The organism is Chitinophaga sp. SVR4-12A (assembly GCF_056754765.1).
This window is the reverse complement of the sequence record NZ_JBPGWP010000001.1, coordinates 5,556,907-5,572,665: the sequence shown is the minus strand read 5'-3', so window position 1 is coordinate 5,572,665 and position 15,759 is coordinate 5,556,907. Positions and strand designations below refer to the sequence as shown.

Annotated in this window: 6 protein-coding genes; 4 read left to right on the top strand and 2 right to left on the bottom strand. The window is 50.3% G+C overall.

Annotation, left to right across the window (positions count from 1 at the left end; all coding sequences use genetic code 11):
• Nucleotides 1-109: 109 nt before the first annotated feature.
• From ACR9Y8_RS22670 to ACR9Y8_RS22655, 4 genes are all read left to right on the top strand, one after another.
• Nucleotides 110-2,749 (top strand): PKD domain-containing protein, encoded by a 2,640-nt coding sequence (locus ACR9Y8_RS22670; RefSeq protein ID WP_481215536.1) that lies wholly within the window; start codon nucleotides 110-112, stop codon nucleotides 2,747-2,749.
• Between the two features lie 64 nt (nucleotides 2,750-2,813).
• The gene (locus tag ACR9Y8_RS22665; RefSeq protein ID WP_481215535.1) at nucleotides 2,814-4,733 is read left to right on the top strand and encodes a PKD domain-containing protein; all 1,920 of its coding nucleotides are present in this window, start codon (nucleotides 2,814-2,816) and stop codon (nucleotides 4,731-4,733) included.
• A 17-nt stretch (nucleotides 4,734-4,750) separates the two neighbouring features.
• Nucleotides 4,751-5,506: an SDR family NAD(P)-dependent oxidoreductase gene (locus tag ACR9Y8_RS22660; RefSeq protein WP_481215534.1), complete on the top strand. Its 756-nt coding sequence runs from the start codon at nucleotides 4,751-4,753 to the stop codon at nucleotides 5,504-5,506.
• A gap of 404 nt (nucleotides 5,507-5,910) precedes the next feature.
• Entirely contained in the window at nucleotides 5,911-7,419 is a 1,509-nt protein-coding gene (locus ACR9Y8_RS22655; RefSeq protein WP_481215533.1) for a malate:quinone oxidoreductase, read from the top strand.
• Between the two features lie 314 nt (nucleotides 7,420-7,733).
• Here ACR9Y8_RS22655 and sov read toward each other — a convergent pair whose 3' ends face one another.
• Together sov and ruvA are read right to left on the bottom strand one after the other, a co-directional pair.
• Nucleotides 7,734-15,014: a T9SS outer membrane translocon Sov/SprA gene (gene sov, locus ACR9Y8_RS22650; RefSeq protein WP_481215532.1), complete on the bottom strand. Its 7,281-nt coding sequence runs from the start codon at nucleotides 15,012-15,014 to the stop codon at nucleotides 7,734-7,736.
• A 36-nt stretch (nucleotides 15,015-15,050) separates the two neighbouring features.
• The gene (gene ruvA / locus ACR9Y8_RS22645; RefSeq protein WP_481215531.1) at nucleotides 15,051-15,638 is read right to left on the bottom strand and encodes a Holliday junction branch migration protein RuvA; all 588 of its coding nucleotides are present in this window, start codon (nucleotides 15,636-15,638) and stop codon (nucleotides 15,051-15,053) included.
• Between the last annotated feature and the right edge of the window lie 121 nt (nucleotides 15,639-15,759).

Here is a 15,759-nt window from a genome sequence, read left to right as displayed (position 1 = left end):
AAAGTTTAGGCGTTTAATGTTTGAAGGATGCCTGCATGAAAGGCACGCCGTCAAACCTTTGAACTTTCAAACCCTTTCGACTTTCAACCAAAAACACAATACCCGGTAAGTGAAACGTTTTTCTCTCCTGATAGTATGCCTGACCTGTGTATGCATTGCACGGGCTTCCCATATTATTGGAGGGGAAATGTATTACGAGTACCTGGGATCTCCCCGCAGTGGCGTAAGCCGTTACCAGGTCACGTTAAAGCTGTTCCGCGTATGTGAACACGGAGGCAATATCGCAGAGATGCCTCCCAGCGTATATTTCGCCGTTTTCAGTAAAGACAATGGCGCCCGTACCGACCTGCAACAGTTTAACCGCAACGGCCCGGTGCAAACCGTTACATCCGGCCAGGTGGATCCCTGTATTGTCAACCCGCCCACTATCTGTTTTGAAATAGGTATGTATGAAGGGGTGATTGAAGTGAATGATAATAACCTGGGCTATACCGTAGCCTTCCAAAGCTGTTGCCGCGATAACTTTATAGAGAACATTATAGACACACATGTGCCCAATAACCCGAACCGTCCGGGTAACGGCGCCACCTATTATACAGAGCTGCCCGGCAGGAACAATGGCGTCATCGGCAGTTCCAGTCCTGTATTTGCCAAAGACCTGGCAGTAGTGGTGTGCGCAGGCAAAAAATTCACCTACGATTTTTCTGCGACTGATAAAGACGGCGACAGCCTGGCCTATTATTTCTGCGACGCATATGGAGGCGGGCAAACCACCAACCAGAGCGGCGTACCCCCTCCGGCTGTTGGTCCTCCCTACGCTACGGTTCCTTATAAAAATCCTTACAACGGTTCTTTTCCCCTGGGCAGCCAGGCCGTCATTGACTCCAAAACCGGGGTAATTTCCGGTATAGCGCCTGCAGCTGGAAAATATGTGATCACTGTTTGCGTAGGTGAATACCGCAACGGCGCCCTGATAGGTACCCATCGCAAAGATTTCCACATTACCGTAACTACCTGTACACGCCTGGTTACGGCTGCCATGCCCGATAAGTATGCGGACTGTAATGGTTATACCATCAACTTCATCAACAACAGTACGCCCGGCAAAACCTATTTCTGGGATTTTGGCGATGGCACGGACAGCACCACCACCAGCCTGGACACCATCAAACATACTTACCGCGACGATGGCGTATATACAGTAAAATTGTATGTAGACCGCAGCAGCGCCTGTGGTGACAGCGCCACAGCCACCGTATATGTATTCCCGTTATTGCGGCCCGATTTTACATTCAGTGGTTTATGTACTACCCAGGCTACCCGGTTCCAGAATACTTCCAATACCAGCGGCCGTAACGACGCAATCAATTATTACCGCTGGGATTTTGGCGTTCCGGCTGTTGACAATGACACATCCCTGGTAAGAAATCCGGTATACCAGTACACCGCTCCCGGAAAATATAACGTGCAGCTGCTTATCCGCACACGGCAGGGTTGTGAACGCACCATCTATGATTCTATTACCATTTATGACAAGCCGCCGCTTACCACCACCAGCGATACGCCGCTTTGCCATAAAGACGCCGTGCAGCTCCGTGCTGAAAGTATTGTGAACGGCAGCTATGCCTGGACACCCAACAACTATTTCATTACAGGCGCCAACACCGCCACCCCGACGGTAAACCCCGACGTGGATACTGCTTATACCGTTACCTTCACCGATGTTACGGGCTGCGTGAACAGTAAACGTGTAGCCATTGATGTGAAAGATACTTTGCTGGTATACGGGCCGGTAGACAGCACCGTCTGCACCGGCGATTCAATACTGCTCAAAGCTCATGCAGACGGCGCCTATGCCTTTGCCTGGTATGATCTCAGCAACGGCCGTATCATCAGTAATAACAGCGAAGCGCTTGTAACGCCGCCTGCCCCCTCGGCATCCTACGCTATCCAGGTAACATTGGGTTCCTGCAGTTCGCGTGATTTGGTGAATTATCGTGTAGTAGATCCACCTAACGCATACGCAGGTGAAGATACCACCATTTGCTACGGCGACCGTGTAACTCTCCGGGCCAGCGGCGGCAGCATCTATACCTGGACGCCGGCTGATGTAGTGACGTCTCCTGCACGGGCAGTCACCACGGCCAGGCCGCTTACCACCACTGACTTTATTGTAACGGTGAGGGATATACTGGGATGTCCCAAAGCTATCAACGACACCATACGGATCAATGTAACGCCGCCTGTACCCGCTTTCGCCGGGAATGATACCATCCTGATAAAGGACCAGCCATTTCAGCTGCATGCCACCGGCGGTGCACGTTATGTATGGACGCCCGCAGATGGATTGAACAATGCAGCTATCGATACTCCCTGGACCAATATCAACCGCGACTTTACCTATACTGTTACGGTATATACCGAAGAAGGTTGCTTTGGGAAGGATGATATCCGTCTGCGTTTCATTGTAGGCCCCGAAATATATATTCCTACCGGCTTTTCTCCCAACGGCGATGGTTTGAATGATATCTTCCGTCCGCTGCCCGTAGGCATTGTACAAATGGATTTCTTCCGCGTGTTTGACCGCTGGGGTAAAATGATGTATTCCAATACAGAATACATGAAAGGCTGGGATGGTACATTCAGCGGGCAGCCGGCCCCCATTGGCACCTATGTCTGGCTCGTGCAGGGCAAAGATATTCATGGCAATACCCTCCTCCGGAAAGGCACTGTTACCCTTGTACGTTAGTGCATAATTTGATTTTCTAAAGTGCTGGAATTTTAGTAAATTCAGAGGGCATGTGCCAACTCTCATGAGCAAAGTTCTCCTCCTTACTATTGGCTGCTGTCTGTTCCACGTTATAGCAGTTGCTTACCACATTATTGGGGGGGAAATTTATTACTCTACCGTTGGCTTTAACAGCATTAATGGCTCTTACCGTTACCTCATTACCCTGAAATTATACCGGGATGCAGATTTTACCTGTGGCGACCGCCAGGGTTGCCTGGATCATTTCGAAAACCCGGTACCGATCAATATCTACACCGCTTCCGGTGTCCGCGCCATACCGCCCATGCTGCTGTATATCCAGGAAACACAGCCCATGAACGACACGCTGAAGAATCCTTGTCTTTCACCGCAAACACAACACCTGGAAGTAGCCTTCTATCGCGATACTATAGAGCTGGAGCCTCGTTACGGCGGATATTACATCGCTTATCAGCGCTGCTGCCGCGGCGAAAAGCTTGCCAATATCTACAGCTCTGAACAGGAAGGCAGCACTTACTATACGGTGATACCAGGAACAGAAAGCCGCCCGAATAATAACAGCGCCTATTTTAATAAAGATGTAGCCATTGTGATCTGTGCCGACTTCGCATTCCGTTATGATTACGCTGCTTATGATCCGGATGGCGACAGCCTGACCTACAGCCTGTGCAGCGCCTTAACCGGCGGCACCGCCCGGAATGAAAGCAATGCCACTACACCGCCGCCTTATGATGATCTTGTGAGCTATATACCGCCTTATTCGGGAGAAAACCCCATGGGCGGTAATCCGATCATCGCCATAGACAGTAAAGGACTATTAACCGGCACTCCCAACAGGGCCGGAAAATTTGTAGTGTCGGTATGCGTCAATGAGTTTGACCGCAGAACCAAACAGTACATCGGCTCGCACCACAAAGACATCCTGCTGACAGTATTTACCTGTAAGGCCGACGTAAGGGCCAACCTGCCGGATGTGATGAATAACTGTGCCGATTCCGTTGACCTGCGGGTACCCATTCCCAACTACAGCAACGCCGGCTTTACTTCCACCTACTACTGGACTTTCAGCGACGGAACCGATACCATTACCCGTGAAAAGACCGTCTTCTTCCACGAGTTTCCTGATACAGGGAAATATACCGTAAAGCTGGTGGTGAACAGGGGACTGCCCTGTGTGGACAGCAGCACAGGCGCTATCAATAATTATCCTGGCCTGCGTGCCGGCTTTACCGTTAGCGGTTTATGCCGGGAGCATCCTGTTAACCTGCGGGATACCTCGAGCTATGTTTACGGGCACATCACCAACCGGCACTGGGACCTGGGCCTACCCAGCACTACCGCCAGTACACCCGAAGTAAGCATGCGCTACCCGCTTGGCGGAACCTATACTATTACGCTCACCATCGATACGGATAAAGGCTGCAGCAAGCAGGCCACCCAAAACCTGCGCTTGTATGAGGTCAATCCCTTTGCAGGCAATGATACCATCCTGGCCAGGGGGCAGTCGCTGGCCCTGCACGCCAGCGGCGGAGATTTCTACGAATGGCAGCCGGCCCTTGGTCTCAGCAATAATAGCGTCCCGGATCCCATAGTGAACTGGAACCAGGACATACAGTATGTACTGAAGGTCTCTATTGCAGAAGGCTGTGTTGCCTACGACACCATCAACATCAAATATTACCTGGGCCCGGATATCTATGTGCCCAATGCCTTCTCTCCCAATGGCGACGGGAAGAACGACCGTTTCCGCTTCATCCCCGTTGGCATTGTTACCTACGACTTCTTCCGCATTTATAACCGCTGGGGCCAGGAGATCTACTCCTCTGTAGATTTCCGTAACGGATGGGATGGCACCATTAAAGGCAGGCCCGCCCCTGTAGACACCTACACCTGGATCTTGCAGGGCAAAGATTTAAAAGGGCAGGTAGTTTTACGGAAAGGAACGGTAACTTTGGTGCGCTAACACTAATCACAATCAGAATGGCTATTATACTTATTACCGGCGCTACTGCCGGCTTCGGAAAGGCTTGTGCTGAAAAGTTCGCCGCAGGCGGATATGATCTGATCATTACCGGCCGCAGGCAGGAAAGGTTAAGCGCCTTGCAAACAACGCTGGAACAGCAGTATGGCATAAAAGTGTTGCCCCTCGCTTTTGATGTAAGGGAGGAGCAGGCGGTATACGCCGCCCTGGATAACATCCCCGAAAAATGGAAACAGATGAGCGTGCTGATAAATAATGCAGGCCTGGCTGCTGGCCTTAGCACGATTGATGAGGGCAGCCCGGAAGACTGGAACGAGATGATAGACACCAACGTAAAAGGGCTGTTATATGTATCACGCGCTGTTATTCCTTGGCTGAAAGCCAGGAAACAGGGACACATTATCAATATCGGCTCTATCGCCGGCAACCAGGTGTATGCCAAAGGAAATGTGTACTGCGCCAGCAAGGCGGCTGTGGCAGCACTGTCACAGGCCATGCGGGTAGACCTGCTGCCTTACCGGATCAAGGTAACGAATATACGGCCCGGTGCTGCAGAAACAGAATTTTCGCTGGTGCGCTTTAAAGGAGATGAAGACAAAGCAAAGAATGTTTATAGCGGGCTTACACCCTTAAGCGCTGAGGATGTGGCAGATGTGATCTATTATTGCGCCACCCTGCCGCCTCATGTATGCATCAACGACCTGGAATTAACTCCCCTTCAGCAGGCCAGCGCTTACTATTACGATAGGAATTAACATCAAAATGTGATTTTATAAGTTAGATATTTTGAATATATTTGAACTATTCTTTATATTTGATCAGCGTTAATAAATTGTCAACTTTACAAACAATGCAATGCTAACTATCCTATAATCTCTAACCATATCCCTATGCTAACATTTGTAACAGTATTTATGTTGCGCCTGTACTATCCCAGGTGGAAGCAGGAGTGGCGCTTTTACTCAGAGAGGTCCCGCAAAAATAATTACGGCCGCTGGGCTAAAGGTTACTCTCTTGGCTACAGTTGATGTATGTTATGTAGAAGAAAGAATTTGAAACGGTTCCGGATTACTTCCGGAACCGTTTTAGTTTCCGGGGAACGTTTCAGTTTATAACCTTTAAGTATTAATTTTGCAGGCCTAAACAGCTATATTAAGATATGTCTTCAAAAGCAGCGCCTGATGTTGTGTTAATTGGGGCAGGGATTATGAGCGCAACCCTTGGCATGTTGCTCAAGAAATTGCAGCCGGAAACCACCATCGAAATTTACGAAAGGCTGGATGTTATTGCAGGAGAGAGCTCTGACGCCTGGAATAATGCAGGTACAGGTCACTCCGCTTTTTGCGAGCTCAACTACACTCCTGAGCGCCCCGATGGCAGTATCGATATCTCCAAAGCCATCAAGATTGCTGAATCTTTTGAAGTATCCAAAGAATTCTGGGCTTACCTGGTACAACAGGGCTTTGTTAAAAACCCGGAAAGCTTTATCCGCCAGGTACCCCATATCAGCTTTGTATGGGACGCCGATAACGTAGCTTATCTGAAGAAACGCCAGCAGGCCCTGAAAAATAATCCGCTGTTTGCAGATATGCAGTATTCTGAAGATCCTGCACAGCTGGCCCAGTGGATGCCCCTGGTCATGGAAGGCAGGGATCCCTCGCAAAAAGTAGCCGCCACCCTGATGGAAGGCGGTACCGACGTAAACTTTGGCGCCCTCACCCGCAGTCTTTGCGAATACCTGCGTAAACAGGATGGCGTAACCATCTACACTGCCCATGAGGTGAAAGACATAGAGAAAGCTGATGACGGCGGTTGGGAGATCACGGTAAGGAACGCTACTACCAACCGCAAACGCACCATCCATACCAGGTTCGTGTTTGTAGGCGCTGGCGGCGGTTCACTGCCCCTGTTGGAGAAGTCAGGCATTCCGGAAGGAAAAGGCTTTGGCGGTTTCCCGGTAAGCGGCCAGTGGCTGATCTGTAACAACCCGGACATCATTGAAGAACACGCGGCAAAAGTATACGGCAAAGCTTCTGTAGGCGCTCCTCCTATGTCTGTGCCTCACCTGGATACCCGGGTTATTGATGGCAAAAAGGCCCTGCTGTTTGGCCCCTATGCCGGGTTCTCCACCAAATTCCTGAAATACGGCTCTTTCCTGGACCTTCCGAAGTCCATCAAATATTATAATATCCGACCAATGCTGGCAGCGGGTATAGACAATATTCCCCTGACCAAATACCTCATTGAGCAGGTAAGACAATCGCCCGAAGACCGCCTGGAAGCGCTCAGGGCATTTGTACCCACCGCGAAAATGGAGGACTGGGACCTGGAAACAGCCGGACAACGGGTACAGGTTATCAAAAAAGACCCTGAGCACGGAGGCGTGCTGGAGTTTGGTACCGAAGTAGTAAGCGCTGCTGATGGCTCTATTGCTGCCTTATTGGGCGCTTCTCCTGGAGCCTCCACCGCAGTATCCATCATGCTGGACCTCCTGGGCCGCTGCTTCAACAAACAGATGGCTACGCAGGAATGGCAGGCTAAGCTGAGAGAGATGATCCCCTCCTACGGCAAGAAACTATCTGACAACCAGCGACTTTGCGACGAGATCAGAAGCTGGTCAAACAGCATGCTGAAGCTGGAAGTAAACGAACAAACCGTTCGCGTCTAAAAGAACAAAGATCATAGCTATAGCAAAAGGGTGTATCAATACGATACACCCTTTTTGTTTTCCCAGTCGGACTAGCCCGAAAGGCGCTCTGGTACGTGCCTAACTGCAGGATGTCCGGTATATGACCGGTATTTGACCGGTATCTGACCGGTAGATGTTCTGTCTCCTATAAGGTACCGGACATCTACGGCACATTTACCTAAAGTATACTCAAAGACTATAGATCTTATAGCTATACGACATAAAAGGACAGCCCGTCCGTCCGTCCGCCAATTGGCGGACGGACGGACGGGCTGTCCTTTTATAAAAGAAGATTATTGAGCAAGCATAAACCGGAGGGTCAGGCCTCCCCTGGTATTGATAACCGGGTACGCCGTAGAAATAACCGGTATGGTCTGTCGCCGGTCATAGAAAAACCGCAGGTTAAGCCGGTTATTGACGACATAATCTATGGATGGCGCAATACCGATCACCTTCTGACCGCTGGTGGGTATGACCAGGTCGGCATCCAGCCTGTTATTGACCGTTTTATCATCCCGGTAACTAAGGTCAAGACGGAAGTTCAGGTCATTCTCCAGCTTCTTGCCTCCATTCTTGCCTACCCGGAAGGGCAGCGGGAAGCCGCGCATACGGTAACCACCACCCAGGATGATCTCCGTAGAACGGATCTCCGTTAGCTGATAATCGATCAGGCTGAGACTGAGTGAACGGCTCTTCCTGAATTCAATACGGCAGTTCAGGCTGTTGGTAAAGGTCATATCGAACCCGATCAGCGGCGCGAACTGTTCCGTAATGGTAAGGTTCGGTACCAGGAAGTACGGGATATAGTTACCGGAAACGGTATCAATGAATCCCGGAACACCCAGCAAGCGCGGATCCTGGTACAGCAGGGCTGTATTGTAGGAGTTCATGCTGAGGTTACCCGTGTAGGCATGCGTCACTACAAAGTTAGTGAAGATGTTACGGAAAGGCTCCAGCTTCGTAAGGCCGTTATAGGTAAGCCGCCAGTTGGGCTTGGGTATAAAATTGCTGAACGGATTGCTGCGCACATTAGAATTGCTTTGCTTCAGCAGTCCAATCTTGTCAGGGTCCTTACCGGTGTAAGCGGCCAGGAATGCGGGTATCAGCACATCCTGCGCATATCGGCTATAACCATAGTAATAGTTCGGGTCCTTGCTGTTATTAGCAGGCACCGGGTTGTTGGGATCATGGTTATACGCGTTCTGCTCATACAGCCTTTTGGAGATAGCCAGGCGGTAGTTCTCAAAGTTCTTGAACGTTGTAGACATACCGGTTTCTGAATCGATATTACCGAACAGCGTTTTAACAGCGATATAAGTGATCTCGAAACCACCGGCGTCATACGGGCTGAGATGCTGGTAATCGTAGCCGCCGCCAATTGAATCGAAGGCGTTCTTGAACAGCTCTGTATGCGTTTTGGTAAACGACTTGGTAATGTTCAGGTCTATACGCAGATCCGGGAACGGTTCCAGCTGGGCCTGCGCATCCAGGCGTTGTGTGAACTGCTGCTGGTACTGGATGTTGAACAAGGTATCCGGTGTGATCAGTCCCCGCTTGGCAAAATTATCCAGCCAGGCTTTATCCGGCTGCTTGCCTAATACAAACCCCACGCCCGGCGCCATAGTAGCCCAGTTCATACCCAGTATCTTGGTGCTGTCTATATAACCGGGAAGACGGGTACCTGCATTTTCAGAGTAGTTAATGGCAATACGCTTGATAGACAACAGAGGCTTCAGCGCAGCTTTCACAAAGGGAGACAATTCATCATCGTTATCGTCTTTCTTCTGCTGCTGGTTATTCTGCTGCTGGTTGCCCTGCATGTTCTGGCCCTGCGTATTGCGGTTATTATTACTGCCGCCCGATGGCCCATTGGTATTGATCTTTCGCAGGAATTTGGAACGATTATACAGCTCGGAGAATTTGAATTCTGCTGTTACCGTTTTATTCTGCATGTTCTCTATCGCATTACCCAGTTCCAGTGCCAGGCGGGAAGCGCCCGTCCACCGGTATTCAGTGCTGTAACCCAACGCTACGTTGGTCCAGCTAAGCAATGGGAACTTAGTGGTGGGCAATGCATAGGTAACATTCAGTGAATGGAAGTAGTTAGTAGTCCTACCAAATTTGAACAGGTTTTTCCGCACCGTGTCACGCTTCTCTTTTGTATCCAGGCGGCCATATGGTTCATCGATACGGGCGTTGTTCACCGCGTTGAAATCTATGGTAAGGCTGCGGCTAAGATCCCACTTCAGTCCGTAGTAACGGTCAAACGTAAAATACTTGTTGTACGTTTCAGGCAGTTTATAGGTACCGTCTCCGCCCACGTTGCGGATACGGGTTGCGCCAAACTGGCGCGTGATATCTGCACGGAAGCTGATGATGGAAGGCACATAGTTCACATTAAAGTCGCGGATCAGGTCCAGCCATTTTGATTTGCTCTTGAACAACTTCTTGAATGGCATGAGGAACTTGCTCTGCCCGGCGAAGTTGTAGCCCAGCCCTCCCCTGTGCTTGGTAAGCACATCATTTTCTATCAGCGGGTTGTGGGCATTCATCTGCGAGAAGGAGTAGCTCAGATCGAAGTTCTCGATACTCCACAGTTTAAGCTTGTCTCCCCCCTGGTTCAGTTTCCGGACATTGGTAAAGTTCAGGCTCTTGATAGAGGTAAAGTCCTGCGCGTCCCGTTTAATGGAATCCCGCTCAGCTGAGTTGCGCGCCATGCGCAATTTATCTTTCAGTTTGATATCAAGATCGTAGGGATCATATTCCGGGTTGCTGACCGATTGCGAGTAACCTGCATATACCGGGATGGAAATGCTGGCGCGTTTGGGCAGCAGTTTACCCAAGTCAAGGTTAGCTGCAATGTCATACTGCGTGTAGTTGTCACGGAAACGCTCATTTACCCGCTGGTCGATGTTACCAAAACCGGCGGTGTGCATGTTACCGGATACACTGACCGTACCCAGATCGGCCAGCTGTACGTCCATACGGCCCATGGCCGCATAGCCGCCCTTTTCATCAAAGTCTGTCAGGCGCAGCTCGTTAAACCAGATCTCTGCACATTTAGGAAGACCGTCATCTTTCGGGTTGTATACGCCGATCATTACGCTTCTTACATCACCCAGGTTTGGGTTACCCACTACCGTCATATAGTTATTGCCGTCCATCTCCGTATAGGGTGTGATGGGCGAACAGTTATCACAGAGGTTGCGGCGCTGCTTCATCTGGCTCAGCTTTGCCAGCTCCAGGTCAAGGTTGTTGGAGTCTGGCCAGATCTGGGAAGCGTCTGTTGAAGTGGACCAGGGAGACACCCGCAGGGGAATCTGGTATTCATAATAGTTGCTGACAAAGTCACTACCCAGGCGAATGATTGCCCGTACATCTCCATCCTTCAGGGCTGCTGCGTTTTCTGAGGCTTCTGCGTGGATGTACATCTGGATGCGTTTGTACTGGCGGATATCCAGGCCGAGGTTTTTGGAAATACCGCGGTTGTCATCGTCTTTCAGGTTACACACCTGCAGGGAGAGCGATTGCTCGTTGAGCTGCAGGGTAGTGTTATTGGTGCTGATGGTATTCTGACGCACTACTCCGGGAGGCATCACATAAGGGATGGGCTTACGGGAGGAGTTCTCTTCAATATTTACAGCGGTGGTGTTGAATACGGTAGACTGGTCGATCGGTACAGGATCGCCTGGCTGCAGCTTATACTGGTAACGGCGCCATTGGTTACGCACCAGGTCCAGCTTGGCAAAACGTACCACGGTAGAATCCTGGAAACCGGTGAGGAACATACGCATAAAGCGGATGGACTTGAAGTCAGGGATGTTACCTATGCGCCGGTCGTACTGGCTTACGGGCACTTTGAACTGGTACCACACTTCCTGCGTTTTCTGACCATTGGGCAGATCAACATTGGCGGTGATCTTGTCTACCACGTAGTTCTCGCCTACATTCATATTAGGCTTCAGCTCTACGCGGTACTGGAAGTATTCTTCCGTTTCGTTCATGGTATTATCCCTGTTCAGGTCTTCTGACTCCGGTATATTGGTAGCTGCAGAAGAGTACTGGGAGCTGCCGCTGGAAACCGGGGAGTTACCTTCCGGGTTACTGAATTTTTTGTAACGCTGCAGGATGTCCAGCTTGTTCCTGTCGTAATCATCGCCACGATAGTGATGATAGTCATCATTAGCAGGATCGAGCAGTGCCTGCTGGTAAACCTGGGAGGTAGGGCCAAAGTTGGTGAACAGCTGGCTGAGATAATTCCTGTAGAAATTCCTTTCGTCGTCGTCCCCGTTATTGGAGCGTACGCCGTCATATCCTACGTCCTGGTAGCCGCGGATGTTGGGATCATTATCAAATGCCTGGGTCAGCTGCTGCTGGTATTTGGGAATGCGGCCCCAGTGGGAAGAGTCCAGCTGGTTGGCATTCTGGTTCGGATCCGGCAGGCCGTTCTCGAAGAACTTGCGCGAATCTTTCAGCACATCTTCTGAAACGTTACCGAGGTTAAAGTAGAGCTGGCCGCCGGTGCTGTTGGGCTGTTTAATGAAAGGATCCTGGATCCAGAACTCAATGAACTCCACGTTGGCCGTTTCGAAGTCGCTGTTGTCGATCGCGCGCATGATACCGGCCCACTTATTTCCGGGGTTCCTTAAATGTCCGTCCGGTAAAATCTCGGCGCCGGTATGAGAAAAGTTATAAGGACCTCTTTCGGTTGGGTAGTAAGCCAGGTCAAGGGTACTGAGCTGGCTCTGGCCAAAGTCGGTAGAGCGGTTCGGGAATACTTCTTTCTGGTACACCAGGCGCACGCGGGGATCAGATTGCTGATCTTTGGTTATGTTGGAAGGCAGGCCGGGTGAACTGGGTATCTGCAGGGTAGGCTCGATGATATACCAGGCCAGTTTAGCCCTGTTCTTACCATAGTCCAGCGAATCGCCGAGGGTAGCTTCCGGGAAGAGGATATTGCCATTGGCGTCGGTAGCGCCCGCAGGGGTTGATGCCAGCACCCAGCTGGTAGCCGGGAACTTAAGATCATAACCGCTTTGTGAGCCTTCAAAGTCGTCGATAAATACCTGTCCGTTGCTGCTGCCTGCTGCATTCACCAGCTTACTGTGGCCCGGGAACAAGCGCGCCACTTCACCGGTGAACAGGATGTTCGAAGGAGTGGTAGTGCTATAGTTGGGCAGCTTATCCAGCAGGCGGGTCAAGCCTTTCCATTCCGAGTTATAGTTCACATCCAGGCCCACCACCGTATTGTTGATAGGGTCGTCCCCGTAGTTCACTTTCTGGTAGTAAGGCCGTTCGCTCATTTTTACCATGGTACCGCCCAGGCTCAGTTTATCGTTCACGTAATAATCCAGGCGGGTGCCTAAATAGTTACGAACCTGCTGGCCAAACAGTGCGTTGTTCTCGAACTGTACGTTGATAGGCACGCCTGAGTTCAGCACTCCGCTGTTAATGATCTTGATACGGCCCAGGTTATAATCTATCACATAGTCTACGTTCTCACGGAGCTGCTGTCCGCCGGCCGTAACGGTTACGGAGCCGGGAGGAATATTATAACCGCCCAGGGAGATCTCCGATGAGTTGGCGGATTTATAAGAGCCCTTCAGTACATAGCGGTTCAATTGCGGGAACTGCTGGGCCACTACTTTGATAGAGTCGTACAGTACCTTGTACAGGTATTGCTTTTCAAGGGTAGGATCTCCTCCGAAAGCTTTCTTCAGACCATCCGCGAATGGTTCCAGTTGCGGGAACATCACGCGGCCGGTCTGTGAATTGATCGTATACCCTTCCACATAGTCGAACACCCCATCGGGCTGGGGGTCGTTCTGGTTATTAAGACGGTCCAGGTTAAGGATGGTAATGATGGGCGCCCCCTGGAAGTCTCCCTTTGCATCGGGAATATAGCGTTTATCACTGGGCGCGCGGTCTTCTGTCCCGGGGTCTTTATAGTAGACATCCAGCTTAAAGTCCTGGCGGTTCAGCTGGAAGGCATTGGTAGAGTAAATGTTCTTCATCATCAGGTCCCATATCGGTAGTGTGGGACGGGCGGAAGTAGCTTTCAGCAATTTCAGGAACAGGATCTGCTGGTTGGCGCTGTTGTTCTGGTCGGGCGGTACATCCTGGGAGAACTCACCCACCTGGTATACCCTTCCGTTGTAGGTGTATTGGTAAGCAACAGCCAGCACTTCGTCGGGCTGCAGCTGCTGGTTCAGGGAGATGTAACCGAGCTGCCGGTTAACGGTAAATTCGGTAGAGTCCAGCTTACGGGCAAATGTTTTCTCAAATTCCTGTACCGGCTGCAGGCCCAGGGCCAACAAACGGCTTACTACCGTACCGGTATAGCGGGCAGCCGGGTCGCCGGCCAGCTGGCTATAAAGGTTGTTGGTACCACGGTCGGGCTGCCTTACACTGGTCATTACCCGGATATTGGGATTATAGGGCTTGTACTCTGCCATGTCCATCAAACCCACTACATCGCGGGTATTGGTGGTAGCTCCGGTTTTATTGGTAACCCAAACTTCTATACGATTGATATATGACAGGGACCGTATGATGGGCACGTTAGACATGGCGTAATTGAAAGTATCCCGGAAGAACTGGGCCAGCAGGAAGTGCCGGTTGTCTTCGTATTCATCTGCACGAATGGTAAAGTCCTGTACCTGGGTACCGCCTTTCAGCATCAGGTTCTGCTTCTGGGAGCGCTGGTTGGACAGCACGCTGGTAACGGTAAGGCGGCCAAACTGCAGCTGGGTTTTGATACCAAACAGGGATTGCACCCCGGAAATGAGCGAGCTACGCAGCGGGAAGCTTACGTTACCGGCCTCGATCTTCTTGATGATCTCATCGTCATAGCCGGTGTATTCCAGTTTGATCTGGTTCTCAAAATCGAAGGTAGATTGGGTGTTATAGTTGGTAATGAGTTTCAGTTTGTCGCCGATCTTACCGGTAACGTTCATGTTGATGTTCATGTCGAAATCGAACCCGCCGTTCTTACGCGCCTGTTCTACCAGCACGGGGTTCTTGATATTCTGGCCCTGGTAGCCAAAGGTAAGGTCCAGGCTACCCTGGGGGCGGATGTCTACCTTGCTGCCGCCAAACACCCGGTCAAAGATGCTGCTGCCGTTGTACAGGGCGGGGCCGGAGCCAAGCTGGTTAAGGCTGCCCAATGTGGAAGCCCTTTTCTGCCAGTAACTCTGTTCACTTTGGGTGGATTGGAGCTTATAGAACTCGTCAAAGCTCATATAGGTGGGGGCACGATAGTACTGATCGCCGATTTTTTCGGTGACGGTGTATTGTTTGGTTACCGGATCGTAGTCTACAGTTCTTTTAATGTTAGCGGGATCCTTAAGATCGATTGCATTCCGGACGGGGTCTGTGATACCGTTACCATACCTGTCTTTTATCGGGTATTTCAGGGTATCGGTCTTGCGGGTTGAATCCTTGCCGGTTGTATCCGTTTTCCAATTTACGTACTGATAACGAGTTCCCGAGCGTTCCCTTGCGGCAGTGTCAACAATAAAAAAAGATACGACGCCTATTACTGCAAAAGCACCATAATATGTCTTTCTTGCCAAGCGAAATAGGTTTTTATAGAGGTCAGGGTAATAAAGTTATAGACTTTTCAGGGACTTTTTGATCAGCCCTTCCAAGTCCTGCAATAGTGGTTCTGTTTTCAGTACCTTTTGAATAGCCTGTTCTGCCACGTTACGGGCTATACCCAAGGTTACCAATGCATTTAACGCATCTTCCGACAATGTATTGTTTGCTGCCACAGATAATTGTGGGCCTGTATCCTTGTGCTTTCTTATCTTGTCTTTCAGCTCCAGGATGATACGCTTGGCCGTTTTGGCGCCGATTCCTTTGATACTTTCCAGCATTTTTTCGTTTTCCATGGCAATGGCCCGCTGGATGTCCTCCGGCTGCAGGGAGGAAAGCATCATCCGGGCGGTGCTGGCGCCTATGCCAGACACCCCAAGCAGAAGCAGGAACATGGTTCGTTCCGCTTCATCAGAAAAGCCATAGAGGGTATGGGCGTCTTCTTTAATATGCAGATAAGTGAGCAGTTTGCAGTTCTCCAAACCCTGGATCCGGGAATAGGTATTTAAACTGATCTGTACCTCATATCCTACTCCCTGAACTTCCACATGCACCATGGCAGGCGTTTTGTGGGTTAATTTGCCATTAAGGTAAGCGATCATATAGATTAATAAGTAAACAAACTTACTAAAAAAGTCGTTAGAGATAAATTCGTTGCGCTAAGGGAAGAATTATGCCTGATAACTTAAGACTTTTGAAATTCTTTTAATATCGTATTTTTAC

Coding starts and splice junctions, on each gene's coding strand:
- ACR9Y8_RS22665 (WP_481215535.1), top strand. CDS start 2,814: ATGAGCAAAGTTCTCCTCCTTACTATTGGCTGCTGTCTGTTCCACGTT.
- ACR9Y8_RS22660 (WP_481215534.1), top strand. CDS start 4,751: ATGGCTATTATACTTATTACCGGCGCTACTGCCGGCTTCGGAAAGGCT.
- ACR9Y8_RS22655 (WP_481215533.1), top strand. CDS start 5,911: ATGTCTTCAAAAGCAGCGCCTGATGTTGTGTTAATTGGGGCAGGGATT.
- ruvA (WP_481215531.1), bottom strand. CDS start 15,638: ATGATCGCTTACCTTAATGGCAAATTAACCCACAAAACGCCTGCCATG.